Origin of the sequence: Hymenobacter terrenus (genome assembly GCF_000972495.1) — a bacterium.
Classification (GTDB): Bacteria; Bacteroidota; Bacteroidia; order Cytophagales; family Hymenobacteraceae; genus Hymenobacter; species Hymenobacter terrenus.
In genome coordinates this window covers 48,204-63,023 of record NZ_LATM01000005.1, presented here as the reverse complement: position 1 = coordinate 63,023, position 14,820 = coordinate 48,204, and the positions used below count along the sequence as shown (strand labels likewise).

The following is a 14,820-nucleotide window of genomic DNA, read 5'->3' as shown; positions in this document are numbered from 1 at the left end:
GAGAGAAACGAAAGCTTCTGCGTAGCTTGCTTCCACTTAAAATTTTGATAGAGCACATTTACTGTCGTCTCACTTCAGCAAATTCTTTGTCTAGATGAAAGAGTAGGAACTGTTTGTTTAATGTAAATAATGTTAAGATGTACATAAAAGAAATTTCTATAAGTGGCGTAGGGGCAATCTCAAATTTGCATATAAAATTTGATAAAAAAATGAATTTAATATGTGGTCCGAACGGTATTGGCAAAACGACGATACTCGAATCTATTGCTCATTTGTTTCTGCACGGCGATTCGCATGTGCTTAAGCGTAGTGCTTTGTCCAGCACGGGGCTTATAAAAGGAGTGCTAGACAGCGATGGGGAAGCAGTTGCGGAAGAACTGAAATTTAATGTTTTCTCCCCTATAAAGGAATTTCAATTTTTTTCAAAATTCGGAAAATTTTCTGACAAAGTAATAGTTCTTAAAACTAGTAGAGCTTTTAATTATGCAGAGCTGGATTCTATTTCTAGAGATGTAGAAAAAAATATTTATAGAACATCAAATGATATTAAAAATGGAATAAACATAAACGAAGTAAAAAATTGGTTTGTAAACAGGTATTTGTATTCTGGGCAAGAAAAGTCGCTCAATGAAGTTCAGCTGCGGAATATTGCTTTCGCAAAGAAATGTTTCGAGTTAATTAGTGAGGATGTTGCTTTTGAGCGCGTAGATGCCTCAACTAATGATATCATGGTGATGACTCCAAGTGGTGAGGTTTTTTATGAATACCTATCATCTGGATTTAAATCAATATTGGCAATTATTTTAGGCATAATAAAAGAAGTTGAATATCGGTTTACTAGTCCTAAGCTAGCGGCCCCTGATTTCAATGGGATAATAATCATCGATGAGTTGGAGCTCCATTTGCATCCTGAGTGGCAAGAAAAAGTTGCTGTTATTTTAAGCAGCGCATTTCCAAAAGCGCAATTTATTTGCACAACACATAGCCCACATATAATTCAATTTGCGGAACCAAATCAAATAATTGCTCTACAATTTTCCGATGGTGCTGTCAAAACGAAGGAAATGCCGAACACAAAGTTTGGATTTAAGGGTTGGACAATTGAAGAAATTCTTACAGACGTAATGGGTATGGAAGATACTCGAACTACGTTATTTACAAACTATATGAATTCCTTCAATGAACGAATTGATGAAGAAGATTATGATAGTGCGCTGAGGATATTTAATGAAATCACTTCAATGCTGCATCCCAGAAGTGAGCTACGTAAGGTTTTGCAATTTCAACTTTCAGCTATAAAGGTCGAAGATAATGATAAGATTGTATAGAAGGGAAACACCTCTGATTTTAACCCCAGCTTTTGTCTTAGCTGGAACTAATAAATATAAGCAGACTGGTGAGCCTGTTTGGAACATCGATGAATTGAAGGAATGCCTTCATAGGCTGAGCAACAATAAATGTGCTTATTGTGAGTGTAATGTAAATGAGGAGAGTAAATACATGGAAGTGGAGCACTTTGAGGATAAGCATGACAATCCAGATAAAGTACTTGAATGGGAAAATCTCTTGCCATCATGTAAAAAATGTAACGGTTCCAAATCTACCCATGATGTCATTGCTGAGCCAATAATTAATCCCTTTACAGTAGACCCAAAAATTCATTTAAAAATAAAAAATTATAGATTTAAGCATAAAACTATAATAGGTAAAACTACGATTGATGTTGTTAATTTGAACGATTCTGACAGAGCAGTTGCAAAAAGATATGCAATTGGGGAGGCAATGCATAAAAACATTGTAATGGCGGAAGAAAGATTATCTAGTTTTAAAGATAAAGGAACGACAATATGGAAGAACAAATTGCAAACAATAGTAAGAGAATTGCTTAACGAGTGTCAACCAGAGTCCAGTTACGCTGCAACCTGTGCAACGCTTTTGCATACTGATGAAACGTATTTACACGTAAAGGACGAAATGAATAGATTGGGTTTGTGGACAAATACTCACGACTTATTACATTCAATCTCAAGCCATTTAGTTATGGACACTTAATTTCTGAAAAGGCTTTTGCGCGTTATGACAATTTGTTGGTTATTGCATAGCTCGATATTGTTAATCTCTGCCAAAAAGACCGAAAAAGCCTTCTCGCACCCCGTTTGCTAGTCCCCTCGTACAAACTTCCTAACCCGAAGCACCTAACCGAGACTAAGCAAAATGGACTTTAAAAACTTCACCATCAAGGCGCAGGAGGCCGTGCAAAAGGCCACCGAAATCGCCGGGGGCAACCAGCAGCAGGCCGTGGAAACGGGCCACCTGCTGAAGGGCCTCTTCCAGAGCGACGAGAGCGTCTTCTCGTTTCTCGCCAGCAAGCTCGGGGCAAACCTCAACATCCTCAACCCCCGCCTCGACGCCATTGTGGCCGCTTACCCCAAGGTGAGCGGCGGCTCGCCCTACTTCGCCAACGAGGCCGCTGCCGCCGTGCAGCGCGCCAACGTCGCCATGAAGGACATGGGCGACGAATTCGTGTCCGTGGAACACCTGCTGCTCGGCATCCTCGGCGGCCGCGACAGCGTGGCCACCCTGCTCAAAGACACCGGCTTCAACGACAAGGACCTGAAAGCGGCCATCAAGGAGCTGCGCGGGGGCCGCAAGGTCACGAGCCCGAGCGCCGAAGACCAGTACCAGAGCCTGAACCGCTACGCCCGCAACCTCAACGAGCAGGTGCGCACCGGCAAGATGGACCCCGTGATTGGCCGCGACGAAGAAATTCGCCGCGTGCTGCAAATCCTCTCGCGCCGCACCAAAAACAACCCCGTGCTGCTCGGCGAGCCCGGCGTGGGCAAAACCGCCATCGTGGAAGGCCTGGCCCAGCGCATCGTGGCCGGCGACGTGCCCGAAAACCTGCGCGACAAAACCATCATGAGCCTCGACATGGGCCTGCTCGTAGCCGGCGCCAAGTACAAGGGCGAGTTTGAGGAGCGCCTCAAGGCCGTCATCAAAGAAGTGACCGACTCCGACGGCCAGATTGTGCTCTTCATCGACGAGATGCACACCCTCATCGGGGCCGGCGGCGGGGGCGAAGGCGCCATGGACGCCGCCAACCTGCTCAAGCCCGCCCTGGCGCGCGGCGAGCTGCACGCCATCGGGGCCACCACGCTCAAGGAATACCAGAAGTACATCGAGAAAGACAAGGCCTTGGAGCGCCGTTTCCAGGCCGTGATGGTGGACGAGCCCACCGTGGAAGACGCCATCAGCATCATGCGCGGCATCAAGGAGAAGTACGAGCTGCACCACGGCGTGCGCATCACCGACGACGCCGTGATTGCGGCCGTGGAGCTGAGCGCCCGCTACATCACCGACCGGTTCCTGCCCGACAAGGCCATCGACCTCATGGACGAGTCGGCTGCCAAGCTGCGCATCGAGCTGAACTCCATGCCCGTGGAGCTCGACGAAATCCAGCGCCGCATCATGCAGCTCGAAATTGAGCGCGAAGCCATCCGCCGCGAAAACAACCACGACCGCGAGGCCGTGCTCAGCAAGGACCTGGCCGAGCTCAACGACCGGCGCGACAGCCTCAAGGCCCGTTGGGAAAGCGAAAAAGGCATCCTCACCGGCATCCAGACCCAGAAAGAAGCCATCGAGCAGTTCAAGTTGGAGGCCGAGCAAGCCGAGCGCCAGGGCGACTACGCCCGGGTAGCGGAGCTGCGTTACGGCAAGATTCAGGAGGCCGAAGCTAAACTGAAGGAGCTGCAGCAGCAAGCCAGCGAGAACAAAGACGGCGGCACCATGCTGCAGGAAGAAGTGACCAGCGAAAGCATTGCCGAAGTGGTGGCCAAGTGGACCGGCATCCCGGTGAGCAAAATGCTGCAGTCGGACCGCGAGAAGCTGCTGAACCTGGAAGTGGAGTTGGGCAAGCGCGTGGCCGGCCAGGCCGAAGCCATCGGGGCCATCTCCGACGCCGTGCGCCGCTCCCGCGCCGGCCTGCAAGACCCCAAGCGGCCCATCGGCTCGTTTATCTTCCTGGGCACCACCGGCGTGGGCAAAACCGAGCTGGCCAAGGCCCTGGCCGAGTACCTGTTCAACGACGAAAACGCCATGGTGCGCATCGACATGAGCGAGTACCAGGAGCGCCACGCCACCTCGCGCCTCATCGGCGCGCCTCCCGGCTACGTGGGCTACGACGAAGGCGGCCAGCTCACGGAGGCCGTGCGCCGCAAGCCCTACTCCGTGGTGCTGCTCGACGAAATCGAAAAAGCGCACCCCGACGTGTTCAACATCCTGCTGCAAGTGCTCGACGATGGCCGCCTTACCGACAACAAAGGCCGGGTGGCGAACTTCAAGAACACCATCATCATCATGACCTCCAACACGGGCGCCGACATCATTCAGAAGAATTTCAAAGAGCTGAATGAGTACAACCACGACGAAGTAGTGGACCGCACCCGCGAGGAAGTAGTGGAGCGCCTCAAGCAGCACATGCGCCCCGAGTTCCTGAACCGCATCGACGAAATTGTGATGTTCCAGCCCCTCAAGCGCAAGGAAATCCGCCGCATCGTCGACATCCAGTTCAAGCAAATTCAGCAACGCCTGGCCGAAGCCGGCATCCAGCTCGAAGCCACCGACGAGGTGCTCGATTACCTGGGCGAGTCCGGGTTCGACCCGCAGTTCGGCGCGCGGCCATTGAAGCGCGTGTTGCAGCGCGTGATTCTGAACGAGCTGTCGAAAGACATCCTCTCCGGCCGCGTGTCTAAGGATGCTGTGGTGGAAGCCGTGATGGAGGATGGCGCGGTAAAGTTCGAGAACGTGGAGTTGCCCACGGTGTAATTGAGCATTGATTTTAAATTAAAAAGCCCCGCTAGCGTCGTGCTGGCGGGGCTTTCTGTTTATCAATTGTAGATTTAAATCATGAAAATTTCAAGGCGACTTGGGTGCTTATCAATAATGACTGCCCTGATTTTAGTTTGTATGCTCTACTTCGGTGCTTTTAATATGGCATACAAGTTTTCAGGGCCGAGTCGCGTAGTCATTACCTGGCCTGGTAGTTGGGGCTGTGATGAATTTCATGAAGCCTATCCAGTAGTTCGCGTAAGTCCATCCAATAGTTTTATTCGGTTATTTCATAGCAATGAGAAATTTATTGCACCTTATCCAGCTGGGCATTATCGAGACACAGCTCAGTTTCATCAGTACTATGCTCATCTAGTAAAGTCAGGGCAAGAGGACACTGTTATTGTAAGCGGCTACTTCGGAGAGACAATAAGCGTCGGAGAAGGCGGCGCATATGGCGGGGGAGGGGGCTTGTATGCGTGTGACCCTATTCCTTATTTCAAGGTGCAGAATATCTATTCCAAACACGGTAAGCTTTTGAAGCATTTTTCCGCCGCGAAATAATCTTGCTATTTCACGTCTTGGAGAAACGCTTGCTACCCGCGCCGTGGCAGCCACGGCGGCGGGGCGGAGAGAAGCTTAGAAGGCTGCCGTATCTTGTGCCTATCTACGCACGTAGCTCATCTGATGGAACCCGTTCGCACCAAAGCGGAAGTTATTGCCCGCCTGCAACAGCAGCAGGCGCAGTTGCGGGCGCTGGGCGTGGCGCAGCTGGGCCTGTTCGGCTCGTTCGTGCGCGACGAGGCCAAGCCCGAAAGCGACGTGGATTTGCTTGTGGACTTTCAGGAAGGGCGCAAGACGTTTGACGGGTTCTTCGCGGTGATTGACTTTTTGGAAGAGTTGCTCGGCCGGAATGTGGAACTGCTAACGCGGCCCGCGCTGTCGAAATACATAGGGCCGCATATTTTAAAGACGACAGAATATGTCCTCCCCGCTGCCGCTTGAGCGGCTGATGCACATCCGCGACGAAGTGCTTTTCTTGCAACGCTGCCGGGTAAAACTACCCGACCTAGTGGCACTGGTGGCCGACGAGGTGATGAGCCGGGCCATTGTCAAGAGTATCGAAATTATTGGCGAAGCCACCAAAAACCTGCCGGCCGAATGGCGGGAGGCATACCCGGAAATCCAGTGGCGCAACATTGCCCGGATGCGCGACAAACTCACACACCATTATTTCGATACTGATTTTGAATTTGTGTGGGTCGTGCTACAAAAGCTTATTGACCCGCTAGGCGAAACCGTCGCAAGGATGCTAGAAGAATTGCCGGGAGCGGAGCAGTAATCGGTAATGCGTTTCTTGGAGAAACGCCTGCTACCCGCGCCGCGGCAGCCACGGCGGCGGGGCGGGGGGGGGCCGGAAACCAGGCCCGCGCGGCTAGCGTTATCTTTGCTCCAACCTAACCTCCTTCGGCCATGTCCATTATCCTTGAGTTGAGCGACGAAGTGACGCAGCAGGCTGAGCAATACGCCCGACAGCAGGGCCGCAGCTTGTCGGCGCTGGTAGAGGAGTACTTGCGGCAGGTAGTGGCTAAGCCAGCCGTGGCCCGGCCGTTGGCTCCGGCCGTGAACGAGTTGTATGGCATCCTGTCCTTGCCCGACGGTTTCGACTACAAAACGCAGCGGGACGAGCCAGCTTTGTGATGCGTCATTTCTTCCTGGATACCAACGTCGTGTTCGATTACCTGGGACGACGCGAGCCGAACGGCGCGGCAGCAGCAGCCTTGTTTCAGGCGGCTTTCGAAGGCCGGGCCACGCTGCATGTGGCGAGCCTGAGTTTCAGTCACGTTTTCTACACCCTGCGCAAGCAATTTGGCGCGCAACCGGCTCGGGAGGCGTTGCGCAAGCTGGCACGGTTGGTGCGCGTGGTGGCAGTAGATGCAGGAGTGGTACAGGCCGCGCTCGATTCTGAGTTTGCCGATGTGGAGGATGCGATGCAGTACTTCGCTGCGCTGGGTGTGCCAAGCTTGGAAGCCATCGTCACCGGCGACCCGAAAGGCTTCAACGCCGGGGAATTATTGGTCATTGGTCCGCATGAGGCGCAGCAGTTGCTGGCTGTATAGCTCCCGCTATTTGCGCCGCGTCAGCCACAGCGGCGGGGCTGGGGAAGTACACAGTTGTATACCTTCTACCCAGGTCCTGCGTATTTTTGGTAGCTCAGTTACCCCTGCCGCTCCTGGACACCGCCGCTATCACCGCCCACATTGAACTGAACCCGCAGGTGCGCTTCGGCAAGCCCGTGGTGAAGGGCACGCGCACGACGGTGGCCGAAGTGCTGGAAATGCTGGCCAACGACATGAGCGCGGCTGACATTCAGGAGGACTTCCCGGCCATCGGCCCGGCGCAGATTCGCGCCTGCCTGCTCTATGCGGCTTACAAGGAGAGCATCGTGTTGCTGGCCGCGTAGGTGAGTATGCGCCTGCTGCTGGATGAGATATTTCCTGGCGCTTGGCCGCTTATCTGCGGCCGCATTGCGCGGCGGTGCTGCACGTCCGGGACATTCAACTGGATAATAGCCCTGACACGAGTATCTGGCGCTACGCCAAGCAGCATGGCTACGACGTAATCAAAGACGAGGACTTCCTGCGGCTGGTGCTGACAGAAGGCTTTCCGCCCCGCTGGTAGCCGTGCAAAACGCGCAAGTGCCGGTGGCCAAGCTGGCCGAGTATCTGCTGGCGCGTTTGCCGCAGATAGAGTCATTTTTAAGTGAGCAAACTGAGTTTGGCTTCTCACAGCTTCGCTTGCCATAACTGTGAGAAACTCTTGCTATCCTTGCCGCAGCCGTAACGGCGGGGTGGACCGCACCCGCGAGGAAGTAGTGGAGCGCCTCAAGCAGCACATGCGCCCCGAATTCCTGAACCGCATCGACGAAATCGTGATGTTCCAGCCCCTCAAGCGCAAGGAAATCCGCCGCATCGTGGATATCCAGTTCAAGCAAATCCAGTAGCGCCTGGCCGAAGCCGGCATTCAATTGGAGGCTACGAACGAGGTGTTGGATTACCTGGGCGAGTCCGGCTTCGACCCACAGTTCGGTGCCCGGCCCCTCAAGCGCGTGCTACAGCGCGTGATTCTCAACGAGCTGTCGAAGGACATCCTTTCCGGCCGCGTGTCGAAGGATGCTGTTGTTGAAGCCGTGATGGAAGACGGCGCGGTGAAGTTCGAGAACGTGGAGTTGCCCACGGTGTAATTCGTGAGTTGGGTTTTGAATGGGAAAGCCCCGTCAGCGTCGTGCTGGCGGGGCTGTTTTATTTATTCCAATTCGGGAGGTACCATCTTAATTATTTCCTCCATGAGCATTTTGGGGGAATCATAGGTGATTTTAGATGTCTTGTTGTGAATGAATGTGTCAAAAGAGATTATCCGCTGTAAGATATTTGGATTAGAAATAGCTTCAAAATAATTATTCAAACAGTTGTTGAGTTTAAGCCGTCCATCACGAAATAAATCTTGAAACTTTATTAAGCCGTCTAGACTTAATAAAGTCAAATTTTTGATATTAGTATCATTTTCAAATCCGGCATGTTTAAGCTGTGTTTTGAATTCAGTATTAAGAATTATATTGATACCAGGCACAACTAAAGAAAAGTCAGTATAAACTATTACAGGATATATTATGCAATTTTTGTTTAATTGCTTATCTATTTTGTTGGTGAAGTTTCCTTTTCGGATTTCTTTAATTGATTCAATTAGTTGACCAACGCCTGTTTTGTGTGATTTGTCATCTATTACAAACTTTTTATAAATTTCGTCTATCTTTCTCTCGATAGTTGTATTTATTTTTGATTCAGCACTTATTAGCTTGTCCTTGTATTCAAAAAGATACACCTTGTTTTTGCTTCGCATATAGTAATCTGGTTCGCCCTGTCCTAATATAGTTTTCATATCTTCTCCACTCATACGGAAGTATTTACTCTTTTCGAAAGAATAATTCATTATCTTATAGAATAAATTATTCTCGGAGAATTCACTTCCAAAAATGCTTTTAAAATCAGGATAGTTTTTGATTGGCTTGCCTTTGTAGTGAGCTTTGGCCTTTACTAATGCCTTAGCAAAATCAAACTGAATGCCTTGATATATTTTATCAATAAGAAAGTTTAAATTTAAAAACAAAAACTCGGTGTCATTGATTTTAAAAATAGGGCGTTCGCGAAGCTCCGTAAAGTCTGGCTTAGGTGAATACTTATCAGCGTCGATACATAGTTCTTCTAACCAGCTAATCATATCAGCATATTCCTCACCGATTGCCATAATAGATGGTATTCTCAATGGCTCGAACTTTCTTACATAACTACTTAATATATTTATTAGGTATTGATGCCAGTTGGGGAGGTTGATTTCCTTTAAGAAGATACTCAAGTAGCTGTTGAACAATGGGTCTTGTTCACAGAATTTAAAAAAGTAGACCGCCTTAATAAACTGAAGGCGAAAATCCTTAAATTCAATCAGTTCCGCATACGGCATTTGAAATTGAATAATGAATTTGGCAAAATCAAGTTCAGAGTTTGGTTTAACGCCTTTGACAGAATTTGCTTGTTCATCTGTCCATTGTTTTGAGCAGTATAGATAAGATTTAAATAAAAGCAGTTCTTGTTTAGCTGTTAGTTCTTCTTGGTCAAGTGAATTATAATTTTTGAAAATGTGCTGTATCAGCTTGAGCGATGAGATATTATTGATAAAGTTAAAATCAGAAGTCTGCATACTATTTGCAGGCTTCTGACTCATTATGTTACTAATTTCAATTATTACTCTGTTTTTTACATCATTTGGCAACCTGTTGCCCCATATCTGTAACATCTCAAACTGTACATTTATATTTCTTTCTTTGGTATGCATTTGGGCTAGAAAGTGCCCTATAACTTCTAGCGATTTTTTTGAAGGAATCTGTTTAAGCACGTTATCCAAATCGAAGCTTTCATAATCATCGAAAATGTTATTATAATCGAATGAAACACTCATATGATAAGTCGTGTCTAATTGGCGCATGGTTTTCAAGGTTTGAGGGTTGGAGACAAATATAAGAGGGCTAACAATCGTGTCGTTCCAAACTAGTATGGTTTGCGCTAAACTCGTACTATCATACATTCAGGAGAAACACCCGCTACCCACGCCGCGGCCGCTACGGCGGCGGGATAGGGCCAGAATAATTCCCAACCAAGCTCCCCAGCCACTTTTCTCGCCTGCCCAGCCCCCAGGTAAGCCCCAAAAGTTCTTTCGCGCCCTGCCGAGGAGCCAAATAAGCCTCAAAACAGCTTCTGCTGCCTACCAGGCTCCTAGGTAGCTGGCAAAATCAGATTTACCCCTTAGCTAGGAGCCAGGTAAGGCGCCCACGCTCATTTCGGGCCTACCCAGGCGGCACCCCTGCCCGGCGCGGGTAAATGCCGGAAATTCTGCTACTTTCACGGCAGTAGTGTACCCCTAACCCCTTGCCTCATGGAACCCACGCCGACCCCGAACGACCCGACGCCCACCCCAGCCATTCCGACCGCCCTGCGCGGCCAAGCCGATTTGGCTCTGCGCCTGAAAGATGCGTGGGCCGATAACTCCCAATAGGTGTTCCTCTGGACCACGGCGGCCGAGTTCGGGCCCAAAGCCATAGCCTTTGAGGCGGCCGTGACGGCTCGCGAAACCGCTGGTCAGCTGCGCCCCCAGGTATCGGGCGACCTGCGCGCCCTCGACGCTAAAATGGAAGACGGGCTCAACTACGTGAAGGGGTACATTGCCGAGCAGTTTACCAAGGCCCGCGCCAAGGAGCACTACGCCCAGTTTGGCATCGTCACCTACCGCGACAGCTACATCCTGCCCGCCGACCAGGGCGAACGGCTCAAGGCCCTCGACAAGCTGCTGGCCGCCCTCGCCGCCAACAACCTGGCCGACCGCACCTACGGCACAGCCTTCTGGCAGCCCATCCGCGAGGAATACGCCACCGCCACTGGCCAGGCCACCGACGCGGCCCAGGGCGTGACCAAAGCCATTGCCGACCGCGACCTCCTGCAAGCCTACGTGCTCGACGTGCTACAGGCCATGCTCAGCCTGCTCGACGCCCAGTACCGCGACCCCAAGGCCCGCGCCGCCAAGCGCCGCGAGCTGGGCTATCTGGACGAGTTCAACTAGGGCCCGCCCGCGAGAAACGCCCGCTCCCCCGGCCGCGGCCGCCACGGCAGAGCAGCAAAAAGCCCCGCCAGCATTGCGCTGACGGGGCTTTTGCATGTTAAAACCACCCTACCGAAAGCTGCCCAGAAACTCCTGCAAACTGACCACCGGCACCCGAGGAAACTCCAGGTGCTGGAGTACCTCAAAGTGCGGGTCGTTGGTGACGAGGTAATCGGCGCTGGCCGCAAGGGCGACGTCCGCGGATTTGTTGTCGTCGGGGGCGGCCTCAATGAGCTGCCATTTGTAGTAAGCTTCCTGGAATGAGGTATTGGGGGCGTTCAGCAGAAGCTGCCCCTGCTGGTACAGGCTGTCGCCGTTTAGTCGCGGTACTTCGGAGGCCTCGTACCAAATAAAGCGACGTTTTACCAGCCCCGTTGGGACCAGCCAGTACGTACACGGTGGGAACCGTAGCGCCGCTCATTGCAGCTTAAGCCGATAATATCTCAATTTGCCCGGTAGCGGGCCATTCACGTACCAGACGGCCCTGCTGGTCGCGGTAGGTAAGAAAAGAGTTGGCTGCTTTTGCGCGTGCTACCACACTGGCCCGAAACCCGCGCTTAAATTCCGGTGATGCCACGCGCTCAGCCATGTTAGCCAAATTGTCGAGTTGTTGCGCGACTAAGGCAGTAGGTGAAGAGGTGATGGAATCCATGCGTGAAATTGTAGAGGTCAGCAGCAAGTTAACGCCAAAGGTCTACAAAATGGTGCAAGCGTTACAATACCCGGCAGCCACTCTTGTAAGATACGTTCTCAGAAACTCCCGCCCCGCCGCTGCGGCAGCCACAGCGGCGGGGCAGGGAAGAAGAAATGCTCGGCTTAGTAGTTGACTATCTCCGCGCCGCGCCCTTTTCCAGCCGTTCGTTCAAAGCCACTCCCAGGCCGATATAGGGCAGCCGTTCGGCAAGCAGCTGCTGCATGCCTAGCGCGTCGAGGTGGTGCAGGGCGGCGTACAGACCATGGGCGGCCTCGGCTAAATCACCACGACCGGGGCTCAGCACCACTTGCTGCGCGGCGGGGAGGCCAGGCAGTGGCTCGCGCAAGGTGAGCGCGCCAGTGGTAGCCGGGTCAAAAACAGGCAATGCGGCCTGCCCCGGGCCGAATAATTGCAGTGGTGTGTGCGGCGAATAATGGTACGGCAGCAGGCCCGGGCTGGCGGCGGGCCGGGCCTTCTCCGAAGCAGTGCGCAAACGGGTGGCGGGTACTACGGCCTGTAACATTTCCAGCGAGATGGCGCCGGGGCGGTACACCACCGGCTCGCCGGCCGGCCCAAACCCCACCACCGTGCTCTCAATGCCGGCCTGGCAAGGCCCGCCATCGAGCACGTAGGGAATCTGGCCACCCAACTGGCCCAGCACGTGTTCGGGCCGTGTGGGGCTGATGTAGCCAAACGGATTGGCCGAGGGCGCCGCAAGGGGGAAGTCGAGTTGCCGCAGCAGGGCTTGTACGAGGGGGTGCGCCGGGATGCGCACGGCCACGTCGGGCAGGCCGGCGGTCACGAGGTCGGGCACCACGGCCGGTTCGCGGGGGAGCAGCAGCGTGAGAGGTCCCGGACTAAACGCCGCCAGTAGCTGGTGCGCTGCCGCGGGCACAGCCGCGAAACGGACGTAACCGGGCAGCTGCTCCACGCTGGCAAAATGCAGGATGAGCGGGTTGGTCAGGGGGCGTCCCTTTACCGCGAAAATGCGGCGTAGGCTGTCCTCCCGCAGGCCATGGCCGGCCAGCCCATATACGGTTTCGGTGGGGATGGCCACCAGCTCGCCCGCGCGGAGCAAAGCTGCGGCGTAGACCAAATCGGTGTCGAGTAAAGTGTCCATAGCAAGCGGTTGCGTTCCCAGTAAGGAGTGATGAAGCCTCAAAAGTAAGGGGACTCCGATTGGTGCACGGCAGCGGTGCAAAAGTTGCGACTACTTGTAATCGATGGGGTGAGGCTCGCCAACTGAGCTTCCATTGCCGCGTGGCGTCAAGTGGTAACCGGGCATTCTAGCCCCGTCCGATGTTCAAATGCGAGTTACGTTGCGCTAAACGCACGCCAGCATTGGCCGCATTGCGGCCTCAGAATCTTCCGCTCCGCCGTTGTGTGGGCCCCGGCTGCAGGCCGGAGTATCAGTCTGGAAAAATGCTCCGAGCAATGTGCTAACGACCTCCTACCTTGCGGCATCTAATCGATTATTTATCAAACGATATGGCAGACGACGAATCCCCTGAGCAACCGGCCGATGACGAGGCCGCCAAGAAGCCTTACCACGATTACCATCAGCAGGAGGCCAACAAGCACCAGCAGCAAGCCTTGGTCGACGCGCAAGTGGCGGAGGACCTGATGCACAACCCGCGCTATGATGCTTTTTTTGCGCCCTACCAGCCCCAGGTGCGCGAGCAGTTTGTGCGTGAATACGTGAGCAGGCGTCATCTCTGGACGCAGTTTGGCAATTTCTGCGAGCGGCATTTGGCCAGGCAGCTCACGCAATTTGAGGAGCAGGCATACGTCCGGCTATGGGATATTCAGCATAAGAAGCTGTTCGACCTGCAGTGCGAGTGGCGGGCCGAACTGGTAGCGGTGCCGGGGGTGAGCACCAGCGCCGACTTCGACACGTTGGGCGGCCGCATCGAGAATTGTACGGTGATACCGCCTATTACCGCCGCCGAGCTGGAAATGTATCTGGAGTGGGTGCAGGAGGCCGATTACGAGGATGATTTGCGAGACAGTGGAGGTGTGCGCGGCTGGCAGCAGTACGACGACGTGAAAGCCCAGTTAGACCCCGAATCTGATGAGGCGGGTCAACACTCTTTTTTGTTTGGAGAGGTCTCGGAGTGGTACGAATTTCACAACCAACGCACGGGCAATGGCCGCCTGCTGCGCTTGCCCGACCTGCGCGGCCAAAAAGAAGAACATTACCTGAACACCTGGCGAGCGCACAATCGTGCCGAGCGTGAGGCCAACCCAACACCCCCTGCGTCGCCGCCTGATCCGCGCCCGGCCTATATCCGCTACGACGAAGCCCGGAAGCTGCAAGGAGTCTTTGCCCAGCAATTCGAGTCGGCAGCCCTCAACCGGCAGCGCACTTCCTACGAAACCGCCAACCCACCCAGCACCTGGGAAGACGAAGAGCTGGAGCGAGTGCTGAGTTTTTTGAAAGACATTGACGAGCCCGTATCGATAGCCGCCGGCGACGACTGGCGGCTGGCGCTACGCCAGGCCAGCTACGCCTTCCGCAAGCAGAAGCTGCTCGACAGCCTGCCACAGGCTTATGAAGCCTACTGCCAGCGGCAGGAGTGGGGCATTGCGCAGCCCGCCTGCTCGGAGCGTGAGCCGCACAGCACTGCCGTCTGGTACAACAAGGCTATTCTGGATGCCCGTAAGCTGTTGGGCGAGCCCGAAGACTTTAATTTTTGAGCGATACGATGGTTGCTTCCTGATCAAGCCTCGTCGGCTGATGCCGACGGGGCTTGATCAGAAATGCCTGTAACGGATACAAACTCGCAGATGCGGCGCCTACTTAGCCGGCACCACGGGGCACCGCATTCTTGACAGACTGGACGAAGAAGCGAGGCTTGAGCTTGCGCTTCAGCGAGCGGGACAGCGGCTTGCCCGCCGCGTAATCGGCCAGAACCTTCTCTAGTTTGCTGTTGCTGAAGCGGATTATTTTAGCCGCGCCGTAGGCCGCAATTGGCAGCCCAATCAGAAGGGCCGGTCCACTCGTGCTCTCCCGGCTCACCACCGTGCCGTTAATAGTTGTGTGTATTAGGAGAGGATGCAATTCGGGCTGCTGCCGCCGCCGCGAACACTAC

General features: G+C 53.4%; 17 protein-coding genes and 1 pseudogene. 14 read left to right on the top strand and 4 right to left on the bottom strand.

Features of this window, described 5'->3' with window-relative positions:
- Window positions 1-137 precede the first annotated feature (137 nt).
- The 11 genes and pseudogenes from WX88_RS09570 to WX88_RS32095 form a co-directional block, all read left to right on the top strand.
- Window positions 138-1,328, top strand: a complete 1,191-nt coding sequence (locus WX88_RS09570; protein ID WP_046244261.1) for an AAA family ATPase — start codon at window positions 138-140, stop codon at window positions 1,326-1,328.
- Complete coding sequence (locus WX88_RS28700) at window positions 1,312-2,052, top strand: HNH endonuclease (RefSeq protein WP_072052982.1); 741 nt, start codon at window positions 1,312-1,314, stop codon at window positions 2,050-2,052. The genes WX88_RS09570 and WX88_RS28700 overlap by 17 nt, the downstream gene beginning before the upstream one ends.
- A 162-nt stretch (window positions 2,053-2,214) precedes the next feature.
- On the top strand, window positions 2,215-4,824 hold the full coding sequence (gene clpB, locus WX88_RS09565) for an ATP-dependent chaperone ClpB (RefSeq protein WP_046244145.1): 2,610 nt from the start codon (window positions 2,215-2,217) through the stop codon (window positions 4,822-4,824).
- Window positions 4,825-4,941: 117 nt separating this feature from the next.
- The gene (locus tag WX88_RS29950) at window positions 4,942-5,391 is read left to right on the top strand and encodes a hypothetical protein (protein WP_156176037.1); all 450 of its coding nucleotides are present in this window, start codon (window positions 4,942-4,944) and stop codon (window positions 5,389-5,391) included.
- A 123-nt stretch (window positions 5,392-5,514) separates the two neighbouring features.
- The gene (locus WX88_RS09560) at window positions 5,515-5,832 is read left to right on the top strand and encodes a nucleotidyltransferase family protein (RefSeq protein ID WP_046244144.1); all 318 of its coding nucleotides are present in this window, start codon (window positions 5,515-5,517) and stop codon (window positions 5,830-5,832) included.
- Entirely contained in the window at window positions 5,810-6,169 is a 360-nt protein-coding gene (locus tag WX88_RS09555) for a HepT-like ribonuclease domain-containing protein (protein WP_046244143.1), read from the top strand. Before WX88_RS09560 ends, WX88_RS09555 begins: the two co-directional genes overlap by 23 nt.
- Window positions 6,170-6,300: 131 nt before the next feature.
- Entirely contained in the window at window positions 6,301-6,528 is a 228-nt protein-coding gene (locus WX88_RS09550; RefSeq protein WP_046244142.1) for a DUF6364 family protein, read from the top strand.
- Window positions 6,528-6,947 carry a type II toxin-antitoxin system VapC family toxin gene (locus WX88_RS09545; RefSeq protein WP_046244141.1) on the top strand — a complete coding sequence of 140 codons (420 nt, stop codon included), beginning with the start codon at window positions 6,528-6,530 and terminating at the stop codon, window positions 6,945-6,947. The genes WX88_RS09550 and WX88_RS09545 overlap by 1 nt, the downstream gene beginning before the upstream one ends.
- Window positions 6,948-7,033: 86 nt before the next feature.
- A complete protein-coding gene (locus WX88_RS09540; RefSeq protein ID WP_231590666.1) occupies window positions 7,034-7,291 on the top strand; it encodes a DUF433 domain-containing protein in 258 nt (85 codons plus the stop codon).
- Window positions 7,292-7,332: 41 nt separating this feature from the next.
- The gene (locus WX88_RS29945; protein WP_156176036.1) at window positions 7,333-7,509 is read left to right on the top strand and encodes a DUF5615 family PIN-like protein; all 177 of its coding nucleotides are present in this window, start codon (window positions 7,333-7,335) and stop codon (window positions 7,507-7,509) included.
- A gap of 169 nt (window positions 7,510-7,678) precedes the next feature.
- Window positions 7,679-8,071: pseudogene (locus WX88_RS32095) on the top strand (type VI secretion system ATPase TssH); the annotation flags it as partial.
- A 62-nt stretch (window positions 8,072-8,133) separates the two neighbouring features.
- On the opposite strand, the gene WX88_RS09530 reads toward WX88_RS32095, so the two are convergent.
- The gene (locus WX88_RS09530) at window positions 8,134-9,867 is read right to left on the bottom strand and encodes a hypothetical protein (protein WP_046244139.1); all 1,734 of its coding nucleotides are present in this window, start codon (window positions 9,865-9,867) and stop codon (window positions 8,134-8,136) included.
- Window positions 9,868-10,434: 567 nt separating this feature from the next.
- Between WX88_RS09530 and WX88_RS09525 the strand changes: the two genes are divergently transcribed.
- Window positions 10,435-10,995 (top strand): hypothetical protein, encoded by a 561-nt coding sequence (locus WX88_RS09525; protein ID WP_046244138.1) that lies wholly within the window; start codon window positions 10,435-10,437, stop codon window positions 10,993-10,995.
- A gap of 90 nt (window positions 10,996-11,085) precedes the next feature.
- The gene (locus WX88_RS29420) at window positions 11,086-11,298 is read left to right on the top strand and encodes a hypothetical protein (RefSeq protein WP_046244137.1); all 213 of its coding nucleotides are present in this window, start codon (window positions 11,086-11,088) and stop codon (window positions 11,296-11,298) included.
- 163 nt (window positions 11,299-11,461) lie between these two features.
- Here WX88_RS29420 and WX88_RS09515 read toward each other — a convergent pair whose 3' ends face one another.
- Together WX88_RS09515 and WX88_RS09510 are read right to left on the bottom strand one after the other, a co-directional pair.
- Window positions 11,462-11,686 (bottom strand): hypothetical protein, encoded by a 225-nt coding sequence (locus WX88_RS09515; protein WP_046244136.1) that lies wholly within the window; start codon window positions 11,684-11,686, stop codon window positions 11,462-11,464.
- A 175-nt stretch (window positions 11,687-11,861) separates the two neighbouring features.
- Window positions 11,862-12,848 (bottom strand): L-threonylcarbamoyladenylate synthase, encoded by a 987-nt coding sequence (locus WX88_RS09510; RefSeq protein ID WP_046244135.1) that lies wholly within the window; start codon window positions 12,846-12,848, stop codon window positions 11,862-11,864.
- Window positions 12,849-13,216: 368 nt separating this feature from the next.
- Here WX88_RS09510 and WX88_RS09505 point away from each other — a divergent pair, with 368 nt between their 5' ends.
- Window positions 13,217-14,425: a hypothetical protein gene (locus WX88_RS09505; RefSeq protein WP_046244134.1), complete on the top strand. Its 1,209-nt coding sequence runs from the start codon at window positions 13,217-13,219 to the stop codon at window positions 14,423-14,425.
- Window positions 14,426-14,528: 103 nt separating this feature from the next.
- On the opposite strand, the gene WX88_RS09500 is transcribed toward WX88_RS09505, so the two are convergent.
- The gene (locus WX88_RS09500) at window positions 14,529-14,789 is read right to left on the bottom strand and encodes a hypothetical protein (protein ID WP_156176035.1); all 261 of its coding nucleotides are present in this window, start codon (window positions 14,787-14,789) and stop codon (window positions 14,529-14,531) included.
- Between the last annotated feature and the right edge of the window lie 31 nt (window positions 14,790-14,820).

Bases quoted from the DNA above. Each gene is read 5' to 3' on its own strand.
- WX88_RS09570 (WP_046244261.1), top strand. From the start codon at position 138: ATGTACATAAAAGAAATTTCTATAAGTGGCGTAGGGGCAATCTCAAAT.
- WX88_RS28700 (WP_072052982.1), top strand. From the start codon at position 1,312: ATGATAAGATTGTATAGAAGGGAAACACCTCTGATTTTAACCCCAGCT.
- clpB (WP_046244145.1), top strand. From the start codon at position 2,215: ATGGACTTTAAAAACTTCACCATCAAGGCGCAGGAGGCCGTGCAAAAG.
- WX88_RS29950 (WP_156176037.1), top strand. From the start codon at position 4,942: ATGACTGCCCTGATTTTAGTTTGTATGCTCTACTTCGGTGCTTTTAAT.
- WX88_RS09560 (WP_046244144.1), top strand. From the start codon at position 5,515: ATGGAACCCGTTCGCACCAAAGCGGAAGTTATTGCCCGCCTGCAACAG.
- WX88_RS09555 (WP_046244143.1), top strand. From the start codon at position 5,810: ATGTCCTCCCCGCTGCCGCTTGAGCGGCTGATGCACATCCGCGACGAA.
- WX88_RS09550 (WP_046244142.1), top strand. From the start codon at position 6,301: ATGTCCATTATCCTTGAGTTGAGCGACGAAGTGACGCAGCAGGCTGAG.
- WX88_RS09545 (WP_046244141.1), top strand. From the start codon at position 6,528: ATGCGTCATTTCTTCCTGGATACCAACGTCGTGTTCGATTACCTGGGA.
- WX88_RS09530 (WP_046244139.1), bottom strand. From the start codon at position 9,867: ATGCGCCAATTAGACACGACTTATCATATGAGTGTTTCATTCGATTAT.
- WX88_RS09515 (WP_046244136.1), bottom strand. From the start codon at position 11,686: ATGGATTCCATCACCTCTTCACCTACTGCCTTAGTCGCGCAACAACTC.
- WX88_RS09510 (WP_046244135.1), bottom strand. From the start codon at position 12,848: ATGGACACTTTACTCGACACCGATTTGGTCTACGCCGCAGCTTTGCTC.
- WX88_RS09505 (WP_046244134.1), top strand. From the start codon at position 13,217: ATGGCAGACGACGAATCCCCTGAGCAACCGGCCGATGACGAGGCCGCC.